This is a genomic window from Brevundimonas sp. GW821-FHT10A07, from assembly GCF_059415785.1.
The window spans coordinates 63,940-81,946 of record NZ_JBWKNX010000007.1 but is presented as its reverse complement, the minus strand read 5'-3'; the positions used below and the strand labels follow the sequence as shown (position 1 = coordinate 81,946).

At 66.5% G+C, this 18,007-nt stretch carries 16 protein-coding genes; 4 read left to right on the top strand and 12 right to left on the bottom strand.

Features of this window, described 5'->3' with window-relative positions:
• Positions 1–23 precede the first annotated feature (23 nt).
• The 3 genes from AC07NC_RS07570 to AC07NC_RS07560 form a co-directional block, all read right to left on the bottom strand.
• Complete coding sequence (locus AC07NC_RS07570; RefSeq protein ID WP_494569126.1) at positions 24–2,030, bottom strand: alpha/beta hydrolase family protein; 2,007 nt, start codon at positions 2,028–2,030, stop codon at positions 24–26.
• Between the two features lie 140 nt (positions 2,031–2,170).
• Positions 2,171–2,692 carry a translation initiation factor IF-3 gene (infC, locus tag AC07NC_RS07565; protein WP_035309352.1) on the bottom strand — a complete coding sequence of 174 codons (522 nt, stop codon included), beginning with the start codon at positions 2,690–2,692 and terminating at the stop codon, positions 2,171–2,173.
• 124 nt (positions 2,693–2,816) lie between these two features.
• The gene (locus AC07NC_RS07560) at positions 2,817–3,779 is read right to left on the bottom strand and encodes a glycosyltransferase family 9 protein (protein ID WP_494569125.1); all 963 of its coding nucleotides are present in this window, start codon (positions 3,777–3,779) and stop codon (positions 2,817–2,819) included.
• A gap of 71 nt (positions 3,780–3,850) precedes the next feature.
• On the opposite strand from AC07NC_RS07560, the gene AC07NC_RS07555 reads away from it, so the two are divergent.
• Positions 3,851–4,591 (top strand): alpha/beta fold hydrolase, encoded by a 741-nt coding sequence (locus AC07NC_RS07555; RefSeq protein ID WP_494569124.1) that lies wholly within the window; start codon positions 3,851–3,853, stop codon positions 4,589–4,591.
• Positions 4,592–4,731: 140 nt separating this feature from the next.
• Here AC07NC_RS07555 and aguB read toward each other — a convergent pair whose 3' ends face one another.
• The 6 genes from aguB to AC07NC_RS07525 all read right to left on the bottom strand — a co-directional run bounded on the left by aguB (position 4,732) and on the right by AC07NC_RS07525 (position 12,677).
• Positions 4,732–5,631: an N-carbamoylputrescine amidase gene (gene aguB / locus AC07NC_RS07550; RefSeq protein WP_494569123.1), complete on the bottom strand. Its 900-nt coding sequence runs from the start codon at positions 5,629–5,631 to the stop codon at positions 4,732–4,734.
• Positions 5,628–6,023, bottom strand: a complete 396-nt coding sequence (locus AC07NC_RS07545; RefSeq protein ID WP_494569122.1) for a four helix bundle protein — start codon at positions 6,021–6,023, stop codon at positions 5,628–5,630. The genes aguB and AC07NC_RS07545 overlap by 4 nt, the downstream gene beginning before the upstream one ends.
• On the bottom strand, positions 6,020–7,039 hold the full coding sequence (locus tag AC07NC_RS07540; RefSeq protein WP_494569121.1) for an agmatine deiminase family protein: 1,020 nt from the start codon (positions 7,037–7,039) through the stop codon (positions 6,020–6,022). The genes AC07NC_RS07545 and AC07NC_RS07540 overlap by 4 nt, the downstream gene beginning before the upstream one ends.
• A 174-nt stretch (positions 7,040–7,213) precedes the next feature.
• Complete coding sequence (locus AC07NC_RS07535) at positions 7,214–9,685, bottom strand: TonB-dependent receptor (protein ID WP_494569120.1); 2,472 nt, start codon at positions 9,683–9,685, stop codon at positions 7,214–7,216.
• Positions 9,686–9,865: 180 nt separating this feature from the next.
• The gene (locus AC07NC_RS07530; RefSeq protein ID WP_494569119.1) at positions 9,866–11,092 is read right to left on the bottom strand and encodes a capsular polysaccharide export protein, LipB/KpsS family; all 1,227 of its coding nucleotides are present in this window, start codon (positions 11,090–11,092) and stop codon (positions 9,866–9,868) included.
• A 430-nt stretch (positions 11,093–11,522) separates the two neighbouring features.
• The gene (locus AC07NC_RS07525; protein WP_494569118.1) at positions 11,523–12,677 is read right to left on the bottom strand and encodes an outer membrane beta-barrel protein; all 1,155 of its coding nucleotides are present in this window, start codon (positions 12,675–12,677) and stop codon (positions 11,523–11,525) included.
• 284 nt (positions 12,678–12,961) lie between these two features.
• On the opposite strand from AC07NC_RS07525, the gene AC07NC_RS07520 reads away from it, so the two are divergent.
• On the top strand, positions 12,962–14,164 hold the full coding sequence (locus AC07NC_RS07520) for an acetyl-CoA C-acyltransferase (RefSeq protein WP_494569117.1): 1,203 nt from the start codon (positions 12,962–12,964) through the stop codon (positions 14,162–14,164).
• Positions 14,165–14,208: 44 nt separating this feature from the next.
• Here AC07NC_RS07520 and AC07NC_RS07515 read toward each other — a convergent pair whose 3' ends face one another.
• Genes AC07NC_RS07515 through AC07NC_RS07505 form a run of 3 tightly spaced genes read right to left on the bottom strand, consistent with a single transcriptional unit; the run spans position 14,209 to position 15,958 of the window.
• Positions 14,209–14,796: a demethoxyubiquinone hydroxylase family protein gene (locus AC07NC_RS07515; RefSeq protein ID WP_292150714.1), complete on the bottom strand. Its 588-nt coding sequence runs from the start codon at positions 14,794–14,796 to the stop codon at positions 14,209–14,211.
• 4 nt (positions 14,797–14,800) lie between these two features.
• Positions 14,801–15,343: a disulfide bond formation protein B gene (locus AC07NC_RS07510; protein ID WP_426026402.1), complete on the bottom strand. Its 543-nt coding sequence runs from the start codon at positions 15,341–15,343 to the stop codon at positions 14,801–14,803.
• Positions 15,344–15,382: 39 nt separating this feature from the next.
• A complete protein-coding gene (locus tag AC07NC_RS07505; protein ID WP_008258849.1) occupies positions 15,383–15,958 on the bottom strand; it encodes a YqaA family protein in 576 nt (191 codons plus the stop codon).
• Positions 15,959–16,066: 108 nt separating this feature from the next.
• Between AC07NC_RS07505 and AC07NC_RS07500 the strand changes: the two genes are divergently transcribed.
• Together AC07NC_RS07500 and AC07NC_RS07495 are read left to right on the top strand one after the other, a co-directional pair.
• Entirely contained in the window at positions 16,067–16,702 is a 636-nt protein-coding gene (locus AC07NC_RS07500) for an exopolysaccharide biosynthesis protein (protein WP_492071728.1), read from the top strand.
• Positions 16,703–16,809: 107 nt separating this feature from the next.
• Entirely contained in the window at positions 16,810–17,937 is a 1,128-nt protein-coding gene (locus AC07NC_RS07495; RefSeq protein ID WP_494569116.1) for a DUF5694 domain-containing protein, read from the top strand.
• Positions 17,938–18,007 lie beyond the last annotated feature (70 nt).

Here is an 18,007-nt window from a genome sequence, read left to right as displayed (position 1 = left end):
AGCCTTAGCGCGGCGTATCAGGCCTAGCGAGGCGGATTGTTCGCCTCCAGGAACCGCACCGTCTCGACCAGCATCTGCCGGCGCGTCACGGAACGCGACAGCCAGTGATCCTCGCCCTGCAGCTCGATCAGCTCCACCGGCTTGTCGGCGCGGCGCAGGGCCTCGGCCATGACCCGGCTCTGCTCGATGGGCACCACCGTATCGTCCTTGCCATGGATCAGCAGCAGGGGACTGTCGGCCGAGGCCGCGAGATGGGCCGGCGACAGGGCGTCCAGCGCCCGATCGTTCAGGCGCGCGGCGCCCATGAACCGGTTCCAGTAGCGGACCGTCTGGCTGTCGTTGCGATTTTCCTGCCGCGCTTCCCAATTGACCATGCGGCGCAGGTCGGACACGCCCGCGACGGACACGCCGCAGCGATAGACGTCGCCGTCCAGCGTCAGCCCCGCCATGGCCGCATAGCCGCCGTAGCTGGCGCCGACGATACAGACACGAGCCGGGTCGATGATCCCCTCGCCCGCCAGCCAGCGCACGCCGTCGGACAGGTCCGTCTGCATCTTGCGCCCCCATTCGCCATAGCCGGCCTCCAGGAAGTCGCGGCCATAGCCGGTCGATCCCCGGAAATTGGCCTGCAAGACCGCATAGCCCCGCGACGCCAGGGCCTGGGCCCACCAGTCGAAGCCCGCCACGTCCTGCGACGCCGGCCCGCCATGGGCCAGAACCACCAGCGGCAGACCCGAGGGTTCGGACACGCCCGGCGGCAGGGTCAGATAACCGGGAATATCCAGCCCGTCCTGGGCCGCATAATGGATGGGGCGCACGGCGCCGACCTGTTCGGGGGCGATGGTCGGATAGGACTCGGCTAGGCTGTCGGCCACGCCGCGATCAAAATCGACCAGCTGATACTGACCCGCCTCGCCCGTGTCGGTGAAGACGACGATCAGGCTCAGATCATCGTTCCAGGACATCAGCCGCGGGGCCTTGTCCTTGAAGGCCCGCTCAATGGACCGCCACCGCCGCGACGCCTGGGGTTCCAGAAACTCGTACCGGACGCCGTCTTCCTCGGTGCGGGCGCCGCCGATCAGCAGACGGGTCTGCGGATGATGCACCAGCAAGTCGGCATGGTGTTCGAACGGAAGGCGGGTCCATTCGCCGGTGTCCACATTGACTTCGAACAGGACGTCCGAAGTCTCGGAATCCGTTTCCTGCTGGGCCAGGTCCGGCCGGTCGGCGCCGATGACAATCGTGCGGGGCCTGCGGCCCATGCCGTAGAAGGAGGGGGTGTCCACCGGGGCGTCGGTCGCCCAGGCCTCGTGGAAGCCGCGCCCCTTGTTGGGCAGTCGCAACGACCAGCGGCCGGTGCGTTCCACATAGCGGGCCATGGCGATCACCTCGCCGTCGCCGTCCAGCACATAGTCGTCGGTCTCGCGATCCATCGCGGCCACGGAGCGGCCGCGCCCTGTTCTCAGGTCGATGCGGTGCAGATCGATCTGGTCGGTCGTGACATTGACCCCGCGCACGAACAGGGCCTCGCCGTCCTGCGTGGTGCGGATCGAAGCCGAACCGTAAAGCACGGCCAGCACGTCCGGCGTGCGATCCAGCACCTGGACCAGCTTCTTCTTCTCCAGATCCAGCACCTGGCCGAAGAACAGTTCCGACCGCGGCACGCCCAGCATGGCGATGCCCCGCGTCTGCGAGGTGACGACCAGAACCCGGTTCTCGCCGATCCAGCGCAGGTCGCGCACCTTGACGTCGCCGACGTCGGCGGCGAACAAATGCTCGCCGGTCGTCATCCGGGTGACGGCGATGGCCCGCGTCTCGCCCACGACGGTGATGCGGGCGATCAGGTCGCCGCTGGGCGACAGTTCGATATATTCGATGGCCGGCGTCGCGCCATAGGCCTCAAGCGGCGGGGGAGCCGCGCTCCGGGCCGCGCCCTGCCCCTCGCTTTGGGCCCAGACCCCTGCATTCCCTGCGCAAACCAAAGCCGCGACCGCAAATGCGACCGCCTTCGCCCCTGACCTGAACACCACGCACGTCCTCCCCCGAGTCGAACCTCCTTTTCGGACGCCCCGCCCGCAAGTTGCAAGAGGTCCGCGCCCCACGCGCGAAAAAAAGAAAGCCCCGACCGGGTCCGGTCGGGGCTTTCCAGATCAGCGATGGATCGTGCCGATCAGCGCGGCGCCAGGATCATGATCATCTGGCGGCCTTCCATCTTGGGCGCGAACTCGACCTTGGCGATTTCATCGAAATCGGCCTGGACCTTGTTCAGCAGCTTCATGCCCAGTTCGGGGTGGGCCATTTCACGGCCGCGGAAGCGCAGCGTGACCTTGACCTTGTCGCCCTCGTCGAAGAAGCGGTGCATGGCCTTGGCCTTCACCTCATAATCGTGGGTGTCGATGTTCGGACGGAGCTTGATTTCCTTGAGCTCGACGACCTTCTGGCGCTTGCGCTGCTCGGCCTTCTTCTTCTGTTCCTGGAAACGGTGCTTGCCGTAATCGAGGATCTTGGCCACCGGCGGTTCGGAGGTGGAGACGATCTCGACCAGGTCCATCCCGGCTTCTTCGGCGGCTTCGAGCGCGGAAGAGGTGGGCATGACGCCCTGTTTCTCACCGTTCTGATCAATGAGCAGAACGCGAGGGGCGCGGATATCCTGGTTCATACGCGGCCCGTCTTTCACGGGTGGCGCTTGCATGGGACGGCGAATGGGCGTCGTTTCCTTATGTGGTCAAAGAAGGCGTGTGTCGTGATGAGCGAATGCACGCGGCTGTCGCCACGTTCCCCTCATGACGGCAATATGCGCCCAGAAGCCCGGTTTTTCAAGGCTTGGCGGGCGTTTCGGCGATATAGGCGTCGTGCAGCGCCAGCACCGCATCGAAGACATGATCGACTCTCAGAGCCTCGATGGGGGCGAACTCCCCGCGCGTCTCGTTCGAGGCCGCCGTGCGCGTCTTCGGCCCCCAAGGACCATACAGCCACCATTCCGTCGGCCCGAACAGGCCCAGCGTCGGTCGCCCCAGCGCCGCCGACACATGCATCAGGCCGGAGTCATTGCCCACGAACAGATCGGCCCGGTCGATGGCGGCGGCCGAGGCCAGGATGTCGCCCTTGCCCACGAAGTCGATGGCCCGAGCCCCGGCCGCCTCCAGCGCCGGCGTCGCCGGCGGCCGGTCGCCCAGCCCGCCCACGGGCATGAAGCGCCAGCCGTCGAAACGCGGCTCGGCCTTCAGCTTCTCGACCAGGGCGCCCCAGCGGTCTGCGGGCCAGCTCTTGCCCGGCTGGTGGGCGATGGGGGCCAGGGCGATGATGCGACCGGGCCCGGCGCCGCCGGCCAGCTGCGGATCGATGACGGCGGCGGCCTCGGCCCGCGCCTGGTCGTCCAGAAATATCTCGGGATCCAGCGGCGTCGGCGCCCCCATCAGCCGCGACACCATCTCGACCTTGCGCAGCCCCGTCTCCCACGAGCGGTTATAGACGATGCGTCGCTTGGCCGGGATCAGATAGGCCAAGGCCGAGCCCCGGATGTCGACGACCAGATCCCAGCGGGTCGAACGCACCTGTTTCCACAGATCGACCCAGTGTCCGGCCCTCTTCTTCTTGTCCAGCACGATGGTGCGCACGACGCCGGGCGCATTGCGGAAGAAGGGCGCGGGCGGCCGGCCGCAGGCGACGGCGATCTGCGCTCCCGGAACCTGACGTGAAATCTCGCGGATCACGCCCGAGGAGATGACGCAGTCGCCGATGCGATTGGAGGTGACGAACAGGACCTGGGGTGCGGACATGGGCCTGTGTTCCGCCATCGCGCGGCGCGGTCAAGGGTGACGGCGAAGGAAAGTCCGGGCAGAACGCCCCCATGACCGACATCCAGCACCTGTCCCGCCCCGACGGCGAAACCCTGGCCTTCAAACGCATCGAGGGCGGCGGCCCGACCGTCGTCTGGGTCGGCGGCTTCCGCTCCGACATGGAGGGGACCAAGGCCCTGGCCCTGGACGCGGCGGCGCACGACCGCGGCTGGAGTTTCGTCCGCTACGACCATTTCGCCCACGGCCAGTCCTCCGGCGACTGGCGCCGGGCCACCATCGGTCGCTGGCGCGAGGATGCGGTCGCCCTGATCGACAGCCTGTCCGGCCCGATCATCCCGGTCGGCTCGTCGATGGGCGGCTGGGTCGCCCTGCTGGCGGCCCTGGCGCGGCCCGAGCGGATCAAGGGGCTGGTCCTGGTCAATCCGGCCCAGGACTTCACCGAACGGCTGATGTGGCCCGGCCTGGCCGACCACGAACGTCAGGCCATTCTGCGCGAGGGCGAGACCCTGATCGTCGAGGAAGGCCTGGGCGAATACGTCCTGACGCGGCGCATGTTCGAGGAGGCGCGCGACTGGCTGCTGCTGGACGGCGTCATCAACATCGCCGCCCCGGTCCATATCCTGCAAGGCCGCGCCGACGACGTGGTCCCCTGGCGCCATCAGGTCGAACTGATCGAGCGGCTGACGGGCGGCGACGTCCGCCTGGACTTGATCGACGGCGGCGACCACCGGCTGTCCACGCCCTCAGACCTCGACCGGCTGGTGGCGGCGGTGGAGGGGATGCGGGGCTAAGCCCCCCGCGCCCCCTCGCTTCGTCACCCTCGGGCTTGACCCGAGGGCCGGGCTGTCCGCCGCATTGCGCCCCGTTGGGCGCAAAGTCCGCCCCGCATCCGGTCCTCGGGTCAAGCCCGAGGATGACGAAGGTTTGTGGGCTACTTCCCCCCCGTCAACGCCCCATACAGATCCGTCCGCCGATCCCGGAAGAAGCCCCAGGCGGCGCGATACTTGTCCAGTTCATCCAGGTCGAAGCGGTGCACCAGCACCCCCTCCTCCTCGGCGCCCAGGCTCTCGACCAGATCGCCCTGCTGATCGGCGATGAAGGAATGGCCGTAGAAGGTCTGGCCGACCTCGGTCACGCTCTCATGCCCGATCCGGTTGGCCCCGACGACGGGAACCGCGTTGGACACGGCGTGCCCCTGCATGGCGCGCCGCCACGGCTGGGCCGTGTGCAGGGTCGCGTCATGCGGCTCGGTGCCGATGGCGGTCGGATACATCAGCACGTCGGCGCCCATCAGCATCATCGCGCGCGCGGCTTCCGGGAACCACTGGTCCCAGCAGATGCCGACCCCGACCTTGCCGAAGCGCGTCTTCCAGACCTTGAAGCCCGTATCGCCCGGCCGGAAATAATATTTCTCCTGATAGCCGGGGCCGTCGGGAATATGGCTCTTGCGATAGACGCCCAGGGCCTCTCCGTCCGCGTCCAGCATGACCAGCGAATTGTAATACTGCGGCCCGTCTTTTTCGAAGATGGAGACGGGAATGGCCACGCCCAGTTCTTTGGCCACCGGCGCCATGGCCGTGACGCACGGATGCTCGCGCCATTCATAGGCCTGGCTGAACCAGTGCTCCTCCTGCGACACGCAGAAATACGGCCCCTGGAACAGTTCCGACGGCAGGATCACCTGCGCGCCCTTGCCCGCCGCCTCGCGCACGAAGTCGATGGTCTTGGCGATGTTCGCCTGCATGTCCTCGCCATAAGAGGTCTGGATGCCGGCGACGGTGATGGTTCTGGAAGTGGCGAGTGACGAGTGGCGAGTGGCGAGGGAAGTCATTTCGTGCGCTCCTCGAGCTTGGAGATGAGGCCGGAAAGCACCCGGCTGATTTCGTCGGCGGAGTCGAGCAGCCGCGTCAGTGCGGCGTCCTCCAGATAGGTCAGCCGTTGGGCGATAATCAGTTGGGTCTCCACCTCCGCCAGCGATCCCCTGGCGATAGAGAGGAAACGCAGAAATTCAGGCGTGGAACGCCGGGCGCAACCTTCGGCGATGTTGGAAGGCACAGACACGCAAGCCCGCCGGACTTGGCTGATCAGTCCAAAACGCTCATCGGACGGCCATTCTCGGGTCGCCGCATAGACAAGTTCGACCCAGGTCAGCGCCTTCTGCCAGACCAGCAGGTCGCGGTAGTGACGAACCTCGCCACTCGCCACTCGCCACTCACCACTCATTCCGGCTCCTGCTGGGAGATGCAGTGGAACGAACCGCCGCCGGTCAGGATGGCCTTGGACGGCAGCGGAATGATCTCGCGATCAGGGAAGGCGGTCGCCAGGGCCTCGCAGGCGAACCGCGCGGCCTCGTCGTCGCCGTAGGTGGGCACCACCACAGCGCCGTTGGCGATCAGGAAGTTCATGTGGCTGGCCGGAATCGGGCGTTCGTCCTCGTCCAGCACCAGGCCCGGAGACGGGATTCTCAGTACACGGAGCTTACGCCCCGCCGCGTCGGTCATGCCCGACAGATCACGCGCCGTGGCGTCATAGACCTCGGCGTTGGGGTCGTTCCGCCCCCAGGCGATGGGACAGGCCACGACGCCCGGGGCGACGAAACGGGCCAGGTTGTCCACGTGGCCGTCGGTGTGGTCATTCAACAGGCCGTCGCCCAGCCAAAGCACCGCCTTGGCGCCAATGGCGGCCTCCAGCGCAGCCGTCGCGACCGCCTCGTCCTGGTTCCAGGCCGGGTTGCGGTTCGGGTTCAGCAGGCACTGGCGGGTGGTCAGCACCGTCCCCTCCCCGTCATGATCCAGCGACCCGCCCTCCATGACGAAATCGTTCCACGTCAGGGCCACGCCCGCATGTTCGCCGATCTGACCGGCGACCAGCTCGTCGCCCGGCATGTCGTATTTCCCGCCCCAGCCGTTGAACTTGAACGCCGCCGCCGTCGTCGATCCCGCGCCGAAGATCGGCCCGGTGTCGCGCAGCCAGATGTCGCCGAACTCACCGGCCACCACCTCGACATTCTCGACGCCCTCAAAGCGCGCCCGGGCGTCCGCCAGCACCTCGGCCTTGCCGACCATCAGCTTGACCTGTTCACGCCCCGGCCCAGCCAGAGCCCGCACCAGCCCCTCGACCTCGTCCTGCGCCTGTTCCAGCGCCTCGAACCAGTATTCGGCATGGCTGGGCCAGCCCACCCACATGGCGCGGTGCGGAGCCCACTCGGCAGGAATGGCGGCGGAGATGGGAGCGGTCATCGGCGGGCAGGTCCTGTCTGGGGTCCAACGGAGCGGGCGGGCGACCCGCGAGCCGCGCCATATGGCCCCAACCGCCCCCGACTTCAACGGCGCGACGGCGGCTGCGGTTCTCGCGCAAAGAAAAAGGGCGGCCCGCGAACGGACCGCCCTTCATCGTTTCAGTCTGGCTAAGCCTTAGAAGGCGTAGCGGACCGAAGCTTGGATCGTGCGCGGCGGGCCTTGGTTGGCGTACAGCGATGAGTTGGCGTCCAGACCGGTGCCCAGCGAGCCGAAATATTCTTCGTCCAGCAGGTTGGTCACATTGATCTGCAAGGACGTGCCGTCGAAGCCGAAGTAGCCCAGGTCGAAGCGGGCGTTGGCGTCGACGACCGTATAGCTCGGCACGGCCAGATCGTTCAGGTCGGTCAACCAGCGTTCGCCGACGTAGCGGGCCTTGACGCCGGCGCTCAGCGGCCCGGTTTCATACTTGGCGCTCAGGACGAAGGTCCAGTCCGGCACCTCGACCAGGCTCTTGCCGCCCGTCGCGATGACGCTGCTCGAGTTTCTGCGATAGTCGTCCTGGATCTCGCTGTCGTTGTACGAAGCCGAGGCATAGAAGGACAGCGACTCGATCGGCGAGTAGCCGAGCTGGGCGTCGAAGCCCATCATGTCCACATCGCCGACGTTACGGTCGGTGCTGATGTTGGTTTCCGGATCATAGGCCGACAGGATGCGGTTCTGGAACTGGGTGTACCAGACGTTGGCCGAGGCGATCAGGGTTCCGGTTTGGTAGCGGTAGCCGGCGTCGTAGGTCTTGCTGGTTTCCGGGTCCAGGATCGGGCTGATCAGCTCACCGTCCGCATTGTACAGAACCGTGTACAGGTTGTCGGTGCGCGGCAGGGTCAGGCTTTCCGCATAGGAGAAGTAGACGCTGCTGGCGCCGTCGAAGCGCCACGTGGCGTTCAGGTTCGGCAAGATGTCGTCGAACGTCTTCTCGCGGCTGTAGGGCGCGATGTAGTCGGTCGTCGAAGTGCCGATCCGGTAGTAGGTGTATTTGGAGGTCGAGTTCGGCGACACGGTCGTCGTCTGCGTGGTGCAGGCCACCGAGCTGGAACCCTTGGCCGAGTAGCAGTTCTGGTTCATGTCGCGCTTGAAGAAGGGCGCGCGGACACCCAGGCTCAGGCGCAGGTGATCGTCGATGAACTTGCCGCGGTATTCGAAGGCCACCTGGTTCAGTTCGGCGTAGGATAGACGGTCACGCCCACGCAGGTCGTAGCCGTCCAGGTTGGTGATGGTTTCGCCGTTGCGGCCGCCAAAGTAGTTCGAGAAGCGTGGCTCGGACGGGTTGGAGAAGTCGATCGTGCCGTAGGCGCCCGTCTGACGGTGACGCGCCCAGTCCAGCGTATAGGCCAGACGCAGCGAGTGGTCGTTGTTGACGTTCCAGATCAACGAAGAGTTGATGCCGTAGCGCTGGGTATGGGTATTCGACGGGGCCATGACGCGAACCTTGTCGAGCAGATCGCCGTCACCATTCAGATCGACGCCGCCCGTGGCTTTGGTGCCGAGCAGTCGCGCGTCATTCTCAGCCAGAACCGTCTGCTGCGAGCCGCCGTTAGCCAGAACATACTGGAACGAGGGGTCGAAGGTGAAGATCAGACCCTCGGCCAGGGTGAAGCGCGACTGACCACGCAGGTTGCCTGTGTCCGACGGGTTGACGCGTAGGCCCCAGTAGCTGGTGCCGTTGGAATCAACGTCAGCCAAGCCATTGCGGAAGGTCGGCGCCGTGTAGGTCGGGACGAAGTCGACGTTCCAGCCGAAGGGGCTGGTGTCGGCCGTCGAACCGAGCGAACCATCCGCGTTACGGAACAGGTTCGGGCCGTTGTAATTGTTGTTGCGGTTGCGGTTCCAGTGCGCGGCGAGCGAGACGAAGTCGCCGTTGTCGCGGATCGGTTGGTAGATCTTGGCATTGTACTGGATCTTGCCCAGGTCGCCGATGCCTTTCCACTTGTCGTAGGACTGGTCGGAATAGGCCAGCCAGGCGCGGGTGCCCCAGGGGCCGACGGCGCCGGTGTTCACCAGGCCCATGACGCGCTTGTAGTTGAAGTCGCCCAGCGAGCCCTTCACCCAGCCGCCGAACTCTTCGGTGGGGGTGATGGACGAGATGTTGATCGTGCCGCCCGTGGCCGAGGCCGAGGGGCTGTCGGCGTCGGTCGTGCCGGTGTTGACCGTGGCGCGGTCGATCAGCTCGCTATCCAGCTGCTGGTTCGTATAGAGCGCGTAGTTGCCCGAGTCGTTCAGCGGCATGCCGTCGAAGGTCTGCGCGATGCGGTTGCCGTCGAAGCCGTGCAGGCGGATGTTGCCGCCCGACGAACCATACGGGTCGTTGTTGGTGAAGTTCATGCCGGGAACGAGGTTCAGGATCTCGTTGATCGACTGACCCGCAGCCTGGGTCGCAATATACTCTTGCGTGATCGTCGAACGGCTCTTGCCGACGTTCTCAGCCACGATGGCGCCGTCGATGGTGCGCGGACCGCGCGCGCCGGTGACAACGATTTCATCGACTTCAGTCGCTTGGGTGCCGGTCGATTGTGCGGAGGCGGCGCCGGCGCCGGCCAGCGTGCCGACGATGGCGGTGGTCGCCCAGAAGAGGCGCTTGCGGTTGATCATTGCATCTATCCCCAGATGAAGGCCGTACAGACCCTAAAGGCGACAGGCGGGGTCGCCTGTCGAAATCTGGCCCCATCTACGTCGGGTGTTGCAATGTCAGGCGACAGTTATATGACAGAGATATGACAAGGCCCAGCTGTGGCCCCTTCGCAACATTCATGCCGCCCTACGGGGGATTGCTTAGAAAATCCGCTCAAACATGTCGGCGACGCCATGCGCTGTCCGCCCGATCGCCCGGGGTTCATGGAAATTGCCGTTCACCTGGCTCTGGGCGATCACATGGGCGCGGAATCGGGTGAACAGGGCCGTGTCCGGCGCCTGGGGCGCCGACCAAAAGTCGTCCAGCGCCTGCTGGTCGGTCAATCCGTCGAAGTCGAAGAAGGCGTCGCCCAGAACCTTGACCGGCGTATGGAAGCCCAGGGCGGACAGGGCGGCGCTGGAATTGTTCACCACCATGCCCTGAGAGGCGCGGCACAACTGGGCCAGATTTCCGCCGTCGATGAAATCGACCCGGCCTTGCAGGCCGCGCTCTATGACCAGACGTCGCGTCACCGCCGCAAGATCGATCAGACCCGGATCCAGCGGATGGTTCTTCACCACCAGTCGCGCGTTCCGGGGCGCATGGGCCGCAAAACTGGTCATGACCTTGGCGAGGAAGGCGGTGTTGTCGGCATACTGCGAATAGCGAAGCAGTTGCGCATCGCCTTCACGCTGGAGACAGGCGATGAAGAATTCACCCCTCGCGGCGATGACATCGACATCGTTCTCCGACGCACGCCGCGTAGCCAGGCCCAGATAGCGCCGCACATGGCCCAGGCACTGGCTCAGGGGCGAGGCCGTGTAATGGTTGGCGTGCCGCGGAAACAGGAAGGCGCCCAACGTCTGGACCACATGGTAGGCGGTTATGTTGACCACATGGTGAGGCAGAATCCGGCCCACGGGGATGGGTTCGGGAAGGACGGGTTCCGGCGCGGGATAGCCGTCGCGAAAACGGGGAAGGCCGCTGGACGCATTGACGCCGTTCAGCTCGACCGTGACCCAATCAGGACGGAAATATCCATTTTCCAGCACCCAGACGCGGGCGTCGAGCCCTTCGGTCGCCGACAGGACCGCGCGATTATAGGGGCCGCCTTCACCAAACAGGAGGAGATCGGTGAAGTCGGCCGCCACCTCCGCCAACCGTTCGGCCCAGACCTCGGCTGCGGCCTTGAACACCAGGCCGCCGGCGCGGCGCCAATTCATGGCGTCGCCGGCGTTGAAGATCATCCGCTGAACCGTCGCGCCCCGCGCCTCCAACGTCCGCGCCAGAGCGACGCCGAATCCGCCAAACGGCGCCGACACGATCAGGAACCGCCGGCCGGCCAGGCTTTGACTATGGTGACGGGAGCCGACAGGCAGGATCGTCACCTCGCCGCCGCGCGCAGGCGCTGGGGGCTGTGCGCGAAGCCGCGATTGAACGGCCGGGGGGCTGTCCGCCCGAAGCCGGTACCGCCGCCGCCGACGCCCCGTGACCTGTCGATGCGACTGGCGAAGATCGACCATTTTACAGATCCCCAGTGCGCTTAAAGCGGCGCGGCGGGTCAAGGAACGACTCTTCGCCGATGCAATCGGGGCGTTTGGCGGAGAATGTGACCATTAGGCTTTATCTCGCTCGCTCCAGAGGTCGGATCAACCCAAATTCCATAATGCGGCGCGATTTCGACCAACCGTTACCGCCTCTCCACATGGAAAAACCGCCATCCTCGAACGAAGACGGCGGTTTTTGATCCGTCCGATAGACGTACCTCAAGGTCCCGCGCCCCCCGATCCGACTTTCGTCGGGCCGGGGGGCTAGGTCTTAGAAGTTGATGTCGATCGTCGCGCGACGGTTGAGCGGCTCACGCACGCCGTCAGCGGTCGGCTTGGCCAGGGCGGTTTCACCCTTGGCGTCCAGAGCGATGACGCCGCCGTTGACGCCTTGGGCGACCAGGGCGTCCGCGACGGTGCGCGAACGACGGTTCGACAGGCCGAGGTTATAGGCGGCCGAGCCCGAGGTGTCGGTGTAGCCGACGATCAGGACGCGCGTCGGACGACCCGACTTGGCGTAGGTGGCGGCCTGGCTGACCACCGAACGGGCCTCCGTCGTCAGGTCCGAGCGATCCCAGTCGAAGTAGACGACGAACTGGCGGGCGACCGGAGCCTGGGCCACCGGAGCCGGGGGCGGCGGCGGGGGCGGAGGAGGCGGCGGCGGCGGGGGCGGAGGAGGCGGGGGCGGGGGGGCGTCTTCAGCGCCGAAGCTGTAACGCAGACCCAGGGTCACGGTGTGCGACTGATCGTAGTCGCCGTCCCATTCGCCGAACGAGGTTGCGCCCGGACCCGTGCCCACCGTGGTCGAGGCGAACGAGGCGTCGCCCGTCAGATAGCGGTAGGTCAGGTCGATATTGGTGCGGTCGCCCACAGCCCAGGCCAGACCGGCGATCGCCTGAGCGGCGAACTTGGTCGAGTCGTCATCGGCGGTGAAGGTGGCGCCGCGGTTGGCGCGCAGGTTGCCGTTGGTGTCGGTGGTGACGCGGTTCACGCCGGCGCCGAGGCCGACGAAGGGACGGATGCCCCAGGCTTCATAGCCGAAATCATAGATGACATTGGCCATCAGGGTGGCCGACTTGATGTCGCCTTCCGGAGAGAAGCAGCCGCCGGTCGCCGGGGTCAGGTTGCACAGGCCCTGGGTGCCGGAGACGGCGCGCACGGTGCCGATGTCGCCCGAGCGGTAGCCGCCTTCGAGTTCAACGCGCCAGTTGGGGTTGAAGCGATAGCCGAGACGGGCGAAAGCCGCCCAGCCGTCGTTCACTTCATAGTTCCAGTTGGCGCCTGTCGTCGACGATTCGGCGTTGATGTCGTCGATCATGTGGTAACCGGCGTCGATCGCGCCGTACCAGCCGTTCGGTTCCGCCGAGGCCGCGCCAGCTGCGAACAGCCCTGCGACGGCGACGGAGGCGAGAAGTTTGAGCTTCATAGCTTCCTCAATCTGTAAAATGCCTGAAGCCGAGCTGCTGCCCGACGTTCCCGAGCCAAACGGCATCGCTGGCCGGTTGTTCCGCCCGCCTGAGATGAATGTGGCGACTGTGGCGCCGTTTCAACACAATGGGCGAACGAGGGTCGGGAAACCGCGCCGTTCGTGACGTGTCGCGGCTTGCGTTGACGCCGCGTGAGGGGCCTAAGTTCGTCGCAGAGGAAACCGTTCTGGTCACAAGTCGCGCAAATCGCGACAGGCCCGCCCAACAAAGAAGGATCTCCGTCATGCGCGAAGCCGTCATCGTCTCCACCGCCCGCACTCCCATCGGCCGGGCCTATCGCGGGGCCTTCAACGACACCCAGGCCCAGCAGCTGGGCGCCCATGCAGTGAAACACGCGGTCCAGCGCGCCGGCGTCGATCCGGCCGAGATCGAGGACGTGATCATGGGCGCGGCCCTGCAGCAGGGTTCGACCGGCACCAACGTCGCCCGCCAGATCGCCCTGGCCGCCGGCCTGCCCTCTTCGGTTCCGGGCATGAGTCTGGACCGCCAGTGCGCCTCGGGCCTGATGGGGATCGCCACGGCGGCCAAACAGGTGATGTTCGACCAGCAGAAGATGGCGGTCGGCGGCGGGCTGGAGAGCATCTCCCTGGTCCAGAACCAGTACATGAACCTGTACCGGGCCAAGGACGAGACCCTGCTGAAGCTCGCGCCCCACATGTATATGTCGATGCTGGAGACAGCCGAGGTCGTGGCCCGCCGCTACAACATCAGCCGCGACCGTCAGGACGAATACGCGCTTCAGTCCCAGCAGCGCACGGCGGCGGCCCAGGCGGCAGGCCGGCTCGACGCCGAGATCGTGTCCGTGACCACCACCATGCTGGTCACGGACAAGGCGACCGGCGAGACCACCTCCCGGGAGGTCACCCTGTCGAAGGACGAGGGCAACCGGCCCGAAACCACCCTGGAGGGGCTGAAGACGCTGAAGCCGGTCTTCGGCGGCGGCGAGGAGATCCAGCAGGGCGAATATATCACCGCAGGCAACGCCTCCCAGCTGTCGGACGGCGCCTCGGCCTGCGTCATCATGGAGGCCGGCGAGGCGGTGAAGCGCAATCTCCAGCCGCTCGGCGCCTATCGCGGCATGGCGGTGGCGGGGGTCGAACCCGACGAGATGGGCATAGGCCCGGTCTACGCCGTGCCCAAACTGCTGAAACGTCACGGCCTGACGGTCGACGACATCGGCATCTGGGAGCTGAACGAGGCCTTCGCCGTCCAGGTCCTCTACTGCCGCGACACCCTGGGAATCCCGGACGAACTGCTGAACGTCTCGGGCGGCGCCATCTCCATAGGCCACCCCTACGGCATGTCCGGCGCCCGCATGACCGGCCACGTCCTGATCGAGGGCAAGCGGCGCGGCGCCAAATACGGCGTCGTCACCATGTGCATCGGCGGCGGCATGGGCGCGGCGGGGCTATTCGAGATCTTCTGAGGTTCCCGTCTCCTCCCTGTCGCGTAGCGATGGGGAGGAGACGTCTAAACCTTCTCGCTGACCTTGATCGCCACCCGGCAGCCGGCCTTGATCACCCCGCTCAGCAGCCGATAGGCCGGGGCTTCGCGGCTGCCGTGTTCGATGGCGTGATCGTGGTGGGCCAGTTCTTCGTCGCGGAACTGTTTCAGTTCGGCGGCCAGCGCGGGATCGCGCTCGCCGATCTCGGCGATCTGTTCGGCGTAGTGTTTCTCGATCACGCTCTCGACTGCCTCGGTGCAGGCGTGGGCCGCCTTCTCGCCCATCAGGGCCGTGCCCGCCCCCAGGGCCGAGGCCGCGATCCGCCACAGCGGCGTCATCGCCGTGGGCCGCACCCGGCGTTCGGTCAACAGCCGTTCGAACCGGGCCAGATGCACGGCCTCCTGATCCTGCATCTCGCCCAGGTCGCGCACCATGCCGCCGTGCGCCTTGCGGCCCTCGAACACGGCCTTCTGGGCGCGATAGATCAGGACCGCCGCATATTCGCCGGCGTGATCGACCCGCAGGATCTCATCCATCCGCGCCTTGTCGGCGCCGCGGCCTGGCCGGGGCAGAGGGGGACGAGGCCGGGAGTCGGGGGTCGCCGCGTCGGTCATGGCGTCAGGCCTTTTCGATCCGGGGGGCGCGGGCGTCCTTGGGGCGTTTGGCCGCCAGCAGGCTGAACCCCGCCAACGCGAGGGAGAGGAGGGCGTTCCAGCCGGCCATGGACAGGCCCAGCCAGCTCCAGGCCACGGAATCGCACATGGCCACCCTCTGGGCCGGCCCTGTGCCGAGCGCCAAGGCGGTCAGGCTTTCCAGATCGACGCCGCCCCCGCCCATGCAGGTCGCGGGCAGGCTCCACCACTTGTACTCGCCGCCCATGTGGAAGACGGCGGTGACGGCGCCGGTGGCGAAGACGGCGGCCAGCAGGAAGGCGGCGATCCGGGGCGTGCCGCGCCGGCTGCCGCTCAGCAAGGTCCAGGCGGTGGCCACCGCCGCCACGGCGACCGCGCCCCAATAGACCTCGCGCTGTTTGAGGCAGAGGTTGCAGGGCGCCAGGCCCGCGAACCGCTCGAAGGCGTGGGCCGCGCCCAGCATGGCCAGCGACGCGGCCAGGGCGAAGGCGGTCCACCAACGGGTCATCAGGCGATAGATGTCTCTCATCGTGCAGCGGTCTTAACCCGCCAAGGCGTCGCCGTCGACTTACAGAAGCTTCAGCATCACGATCAGGGCGATCAACACCACCAGGCCGATCCCGGACCACAGCGCCAGGCGTTTCTCGACCTGGGCCAGCATGGCCGCGCCCCAGCGTTTCAGGATCCAGGCCTCGAGGAAGAACCGGCCGCCCCGGGTCACGACCGACGCCCCCATGAAGACCGGGAAACTGAAGGCCGCCAGGCCGGAGGCGATGGTCACCAGCTTGTAGGGAATGGGGGTCAACCCCTTGATCAGTATGACCCACAGCCCCCACTGGGCGAACCATTGGCGGAAATGATCCAGCCCGTCCGAATGGCCGAGAACCCGAAGGATCGCCAGACCGAGATCGGTCAGGAAATAGCCGATGGCGTAGCCGAGAATCCCGCCCAGGACCGAGGCCAGGGTGCAGACCCCGGCGTAAAAATAAGCCTTCTCGGGCCGGGCCAGGATCATCGGCGCCAGCATCACGTCGGGCGGGATGGGGAAGAAGGAACTCTCGGCGAAGGCGACCATGGCCAGGGCGGGCGTCGCGTGGCGGCCTCGCGCCAGATTGAAGACGCCGTCATAGAGCTTGCGAAGCATGGAAATCCCCTGGCAGGGGCGACGCCCTAGCAAGACCTGCGCCCGACGTCACGCGCCGCGACATCGAAGCCCTCGCCGTCCGTTCCCGACGCCTCTAAAGGAGGCGGCATGACCGTCCCCTCTCCGTCCGGCCACGCCGACGACGTCAGCCAAGACATCGCTCGCCTGTTGCGTCGGCTGTCCGACGACGGGGGCGAGGCCGGCCTGACCCTGGAAGAAATTCGCGACCGTCTGGACGAGCGCGCCTATGGGCTGCTGATCCTGCTGCTGTCGATTCCCTGCCTGGTCCCTGGCCTTTACGGCGTGCCCCAGGTGGTCGGGGTGGCCGTTATCCTGCTGGCCGGCCAGATGCTGGTGGGCCGGGAAGAGCCCTGGCTGCCCCGCTGGCTGCTGAAGCTGCGCGCCAGGGGTTCGTGGCTCAAGGCCATGGCCGATTTCGCCGAGTCGAAACTGGGCTGGATCGACCGGTTCTCTCGCCCCCGACTGCGTCGCTTCGCCGATGGACCGGGCGAGAAGCTGGCGGCAGTCTTCATGATCCTGGCCACCCTGACCATCGTCCTGCCGATGACCAACACCATCCCCTCCGTGGCCCTGGCGCTTCTGTCGGTCGGCCTGATTCAACGCGACGGCCTGTTCGTGATCGCCGGCGCGGCGGTGACGACGGCCTGGCTGACGCTCCTGGGCGTGGTGGCGACCGGGCTGCTGCTAGGCGCCGAATGGGCGACGCGGCTTCTGCCGGGCTAAGGCGCGTCCCGGGATGTCCGAAATTTAACGGGCGTCGAACTGTGTTTCGCCGGAAGAAGACACCAGCGTCGCTATGGAGCGATGTGGTTTTCGCTTCGAGGCGCCTCATGTCCCATTCTTCCGGCCGTTTCCTGTCGTTGGTCCTGTCTTCCGTCTGCCTGGCTCTGGTCGCGAAATCGGCGGTGATGGCCCAGGACGCGACGTCGCCCGCCTTTCGTCCCTCTTTCCATCCGTCCGAACTGAAGGGACCGCCCGCCGGGGCGCCGAATGAAGTTCTGGTGCTCGGCACGCCGCACCTTTCCAACCTCAACGAGGGCTTCCAGCCGGTCTTGCTGACGCCGCTTCTGGATCGCCTGGCTGCCTGGCGGCCCACCGCCATCGCAACGGAAGATTTGTCGGGGCTGCAATGCGACAACCTGCGTCGCTACCCGTCGCGCTATGCCGAGACGGTCAAGACCTATTGCGACGACACAACCGCCGCCAATGCGGCCCTGAGCCTGGACGTGCCGGCCGCCAATGCTGAGGCCGAGCGTCTTCTGGCGGATTGGCCCGCTCAACCCACGCCCGCCCAGCGACGCCGTCTGGCGGCGGTCTTCATGGCGGCGGGAGAAAACGGATCCGCGCTCGTGCAGTGGCTTCGCCTCCAGCCGGAGGAGCGTATCGCGCAAGACGGCCTGAACGCGGCCCTGGTCACGCGCTTGAACAGGATCAAGAGCCAGCACAACGAGACCTATCTGATCGCGGCGCCCCTTGCGGCTCAACTCGGCCTGGAGCGTCTCTGGAGCGTTGACGACCATTCCGCCGACACGCCGGACGGCGCCGATCCCGCCGAGGTGGAAGCCTATGGCGCGGCCATCATGAGCGCGTGGGACAATCCCGCCAGCCATGCCCGCAGGGCGACGGATATCCGCCTCGGCGCCGCCTTGACCGAACCGGACGGCGTCCTTCAGATGTATCGCACCTATAACGCCCCGGATGCGCCGGCGCTGGTCTACCAGTCGGACTTCGGCGCCGCTCTGACGGAACCGTCGCCCCAAGGTTTCGGTCGCCGGTACGTCGGCTTCTGGGAAACCCGCAACCTGCGCATGGTCGCCAACATGCGCGACGTGCTGGGCCGCTATCCGGGCACGCGGATGCTGACCATCGTCGGCGCGGCGCACAAGGGCTACTACGACGCCTATCTGGACCAGATGCATGATGTGCGTCTGGCGGATGTGGAGACGATGCTGCGCTGATCGCGTAGGCCGAGCGGGGCCGTCGCCATCACGACCCCGTGGGACCGCCTTGGCTCTGTCGTCATCCGCG

Coding starts and splice junctions, on each gene's coding strand:
- AC07NC_RS07555 (WP_494569124.1), top strand. CDS start 3,851: ATGACCGACATCCAGCACCTGTCCCGCCCCGACGGCGAAACCCTGGCC.
- AC07NC_RS07540 (WP_494569121.1), bottom strand. CDS start 7,039: ATGACCGCTCCCATCTCCGCCGCCATTCCTGCCGAGTGGGCTCCGCAC.
- AC07NC_RS07535 (WP_494569120.1), bottom strand. CDS start 9,685: ATGATCAACCGCAAGCGCCTCTTCTGGGCGACCACCGCCATCGTCGGC.
- AC07NC_RS07520 (WP_494569117.1), top strand. CDS start 12,962: ATGCGCGAAGCCGTCATCGTCTCCACCGCCCGCACTCCCATCGGCCGG.
- AC07NC_RS07495 (WP_494569116.1), top strand. CDS start 16,810: ATGTCCCATTCTTCCGGCCGTTTCCTGTCGTTGGTCCTGTCTTCCGTC.
- AC07NC_RS07525 (WP_494569118.1), bottom strand. CDS start 12,677: ATGAAGCTCAAACTTCTCGCCTCCGTCGCCGTCGCAGGGCTGTTCGCA.
- AC07NC_RS07505 (WP_008258849.1), bottom strand. CDS start 15,958: ATGCTTCGCAAGCTCTATGACGGCGTCTTCAATCTGGCGCGAGGCCGC.
- AC07NC_RS07500 (WP_492071728.1), top strand. CDS start 16,067: ATGACCGTCCCCTCTCCGTCCGGCCACGCCGACGACGTCAGCCAAGAC.
- AC07NC_RS07560 (WP_494569125.1), bottom strand. CDS start 3,779: ATGTCCGCACCCCAGGTCCTGTTCGTCACCTCCAATCGCATCGGCGAC.
- aguB (WP_494569123.1), bottom strand. CDS start 5,631: ATGACTTCCCTCGCCACTCGCCACTCGTCACTCGCCACTTCCAGAACC.
- AC07NC_RS07515 (WP_292150714.1), bottom strand. CDS start 14,796: ATGACCGACGCGGCGACCCCCGACTCCCGGCCTCGTCCCCCTCTGCCC.
- AC07NC_RS07545 (WP_494569122.1), bottom strand. CDS start 6,023: ATGAGTGGTGAGTGGCGAGTGGCGAGTGGCGAGGTTCGTCACTACCGC.
- AC07NC_RS07510 (WP_426026402.1), bottom strand. CDS start 15,343: ATGAGAGACATCTATCGCCTGATGACCCGTTGGTGGACCGCCTTCGCC.
- infC (WP_035309352.1), bottom strand. CDS start 2,692: ATGCAAGCGCCACCCGTGAAAGACGGGCCGCGTATGAACCAGGATATC.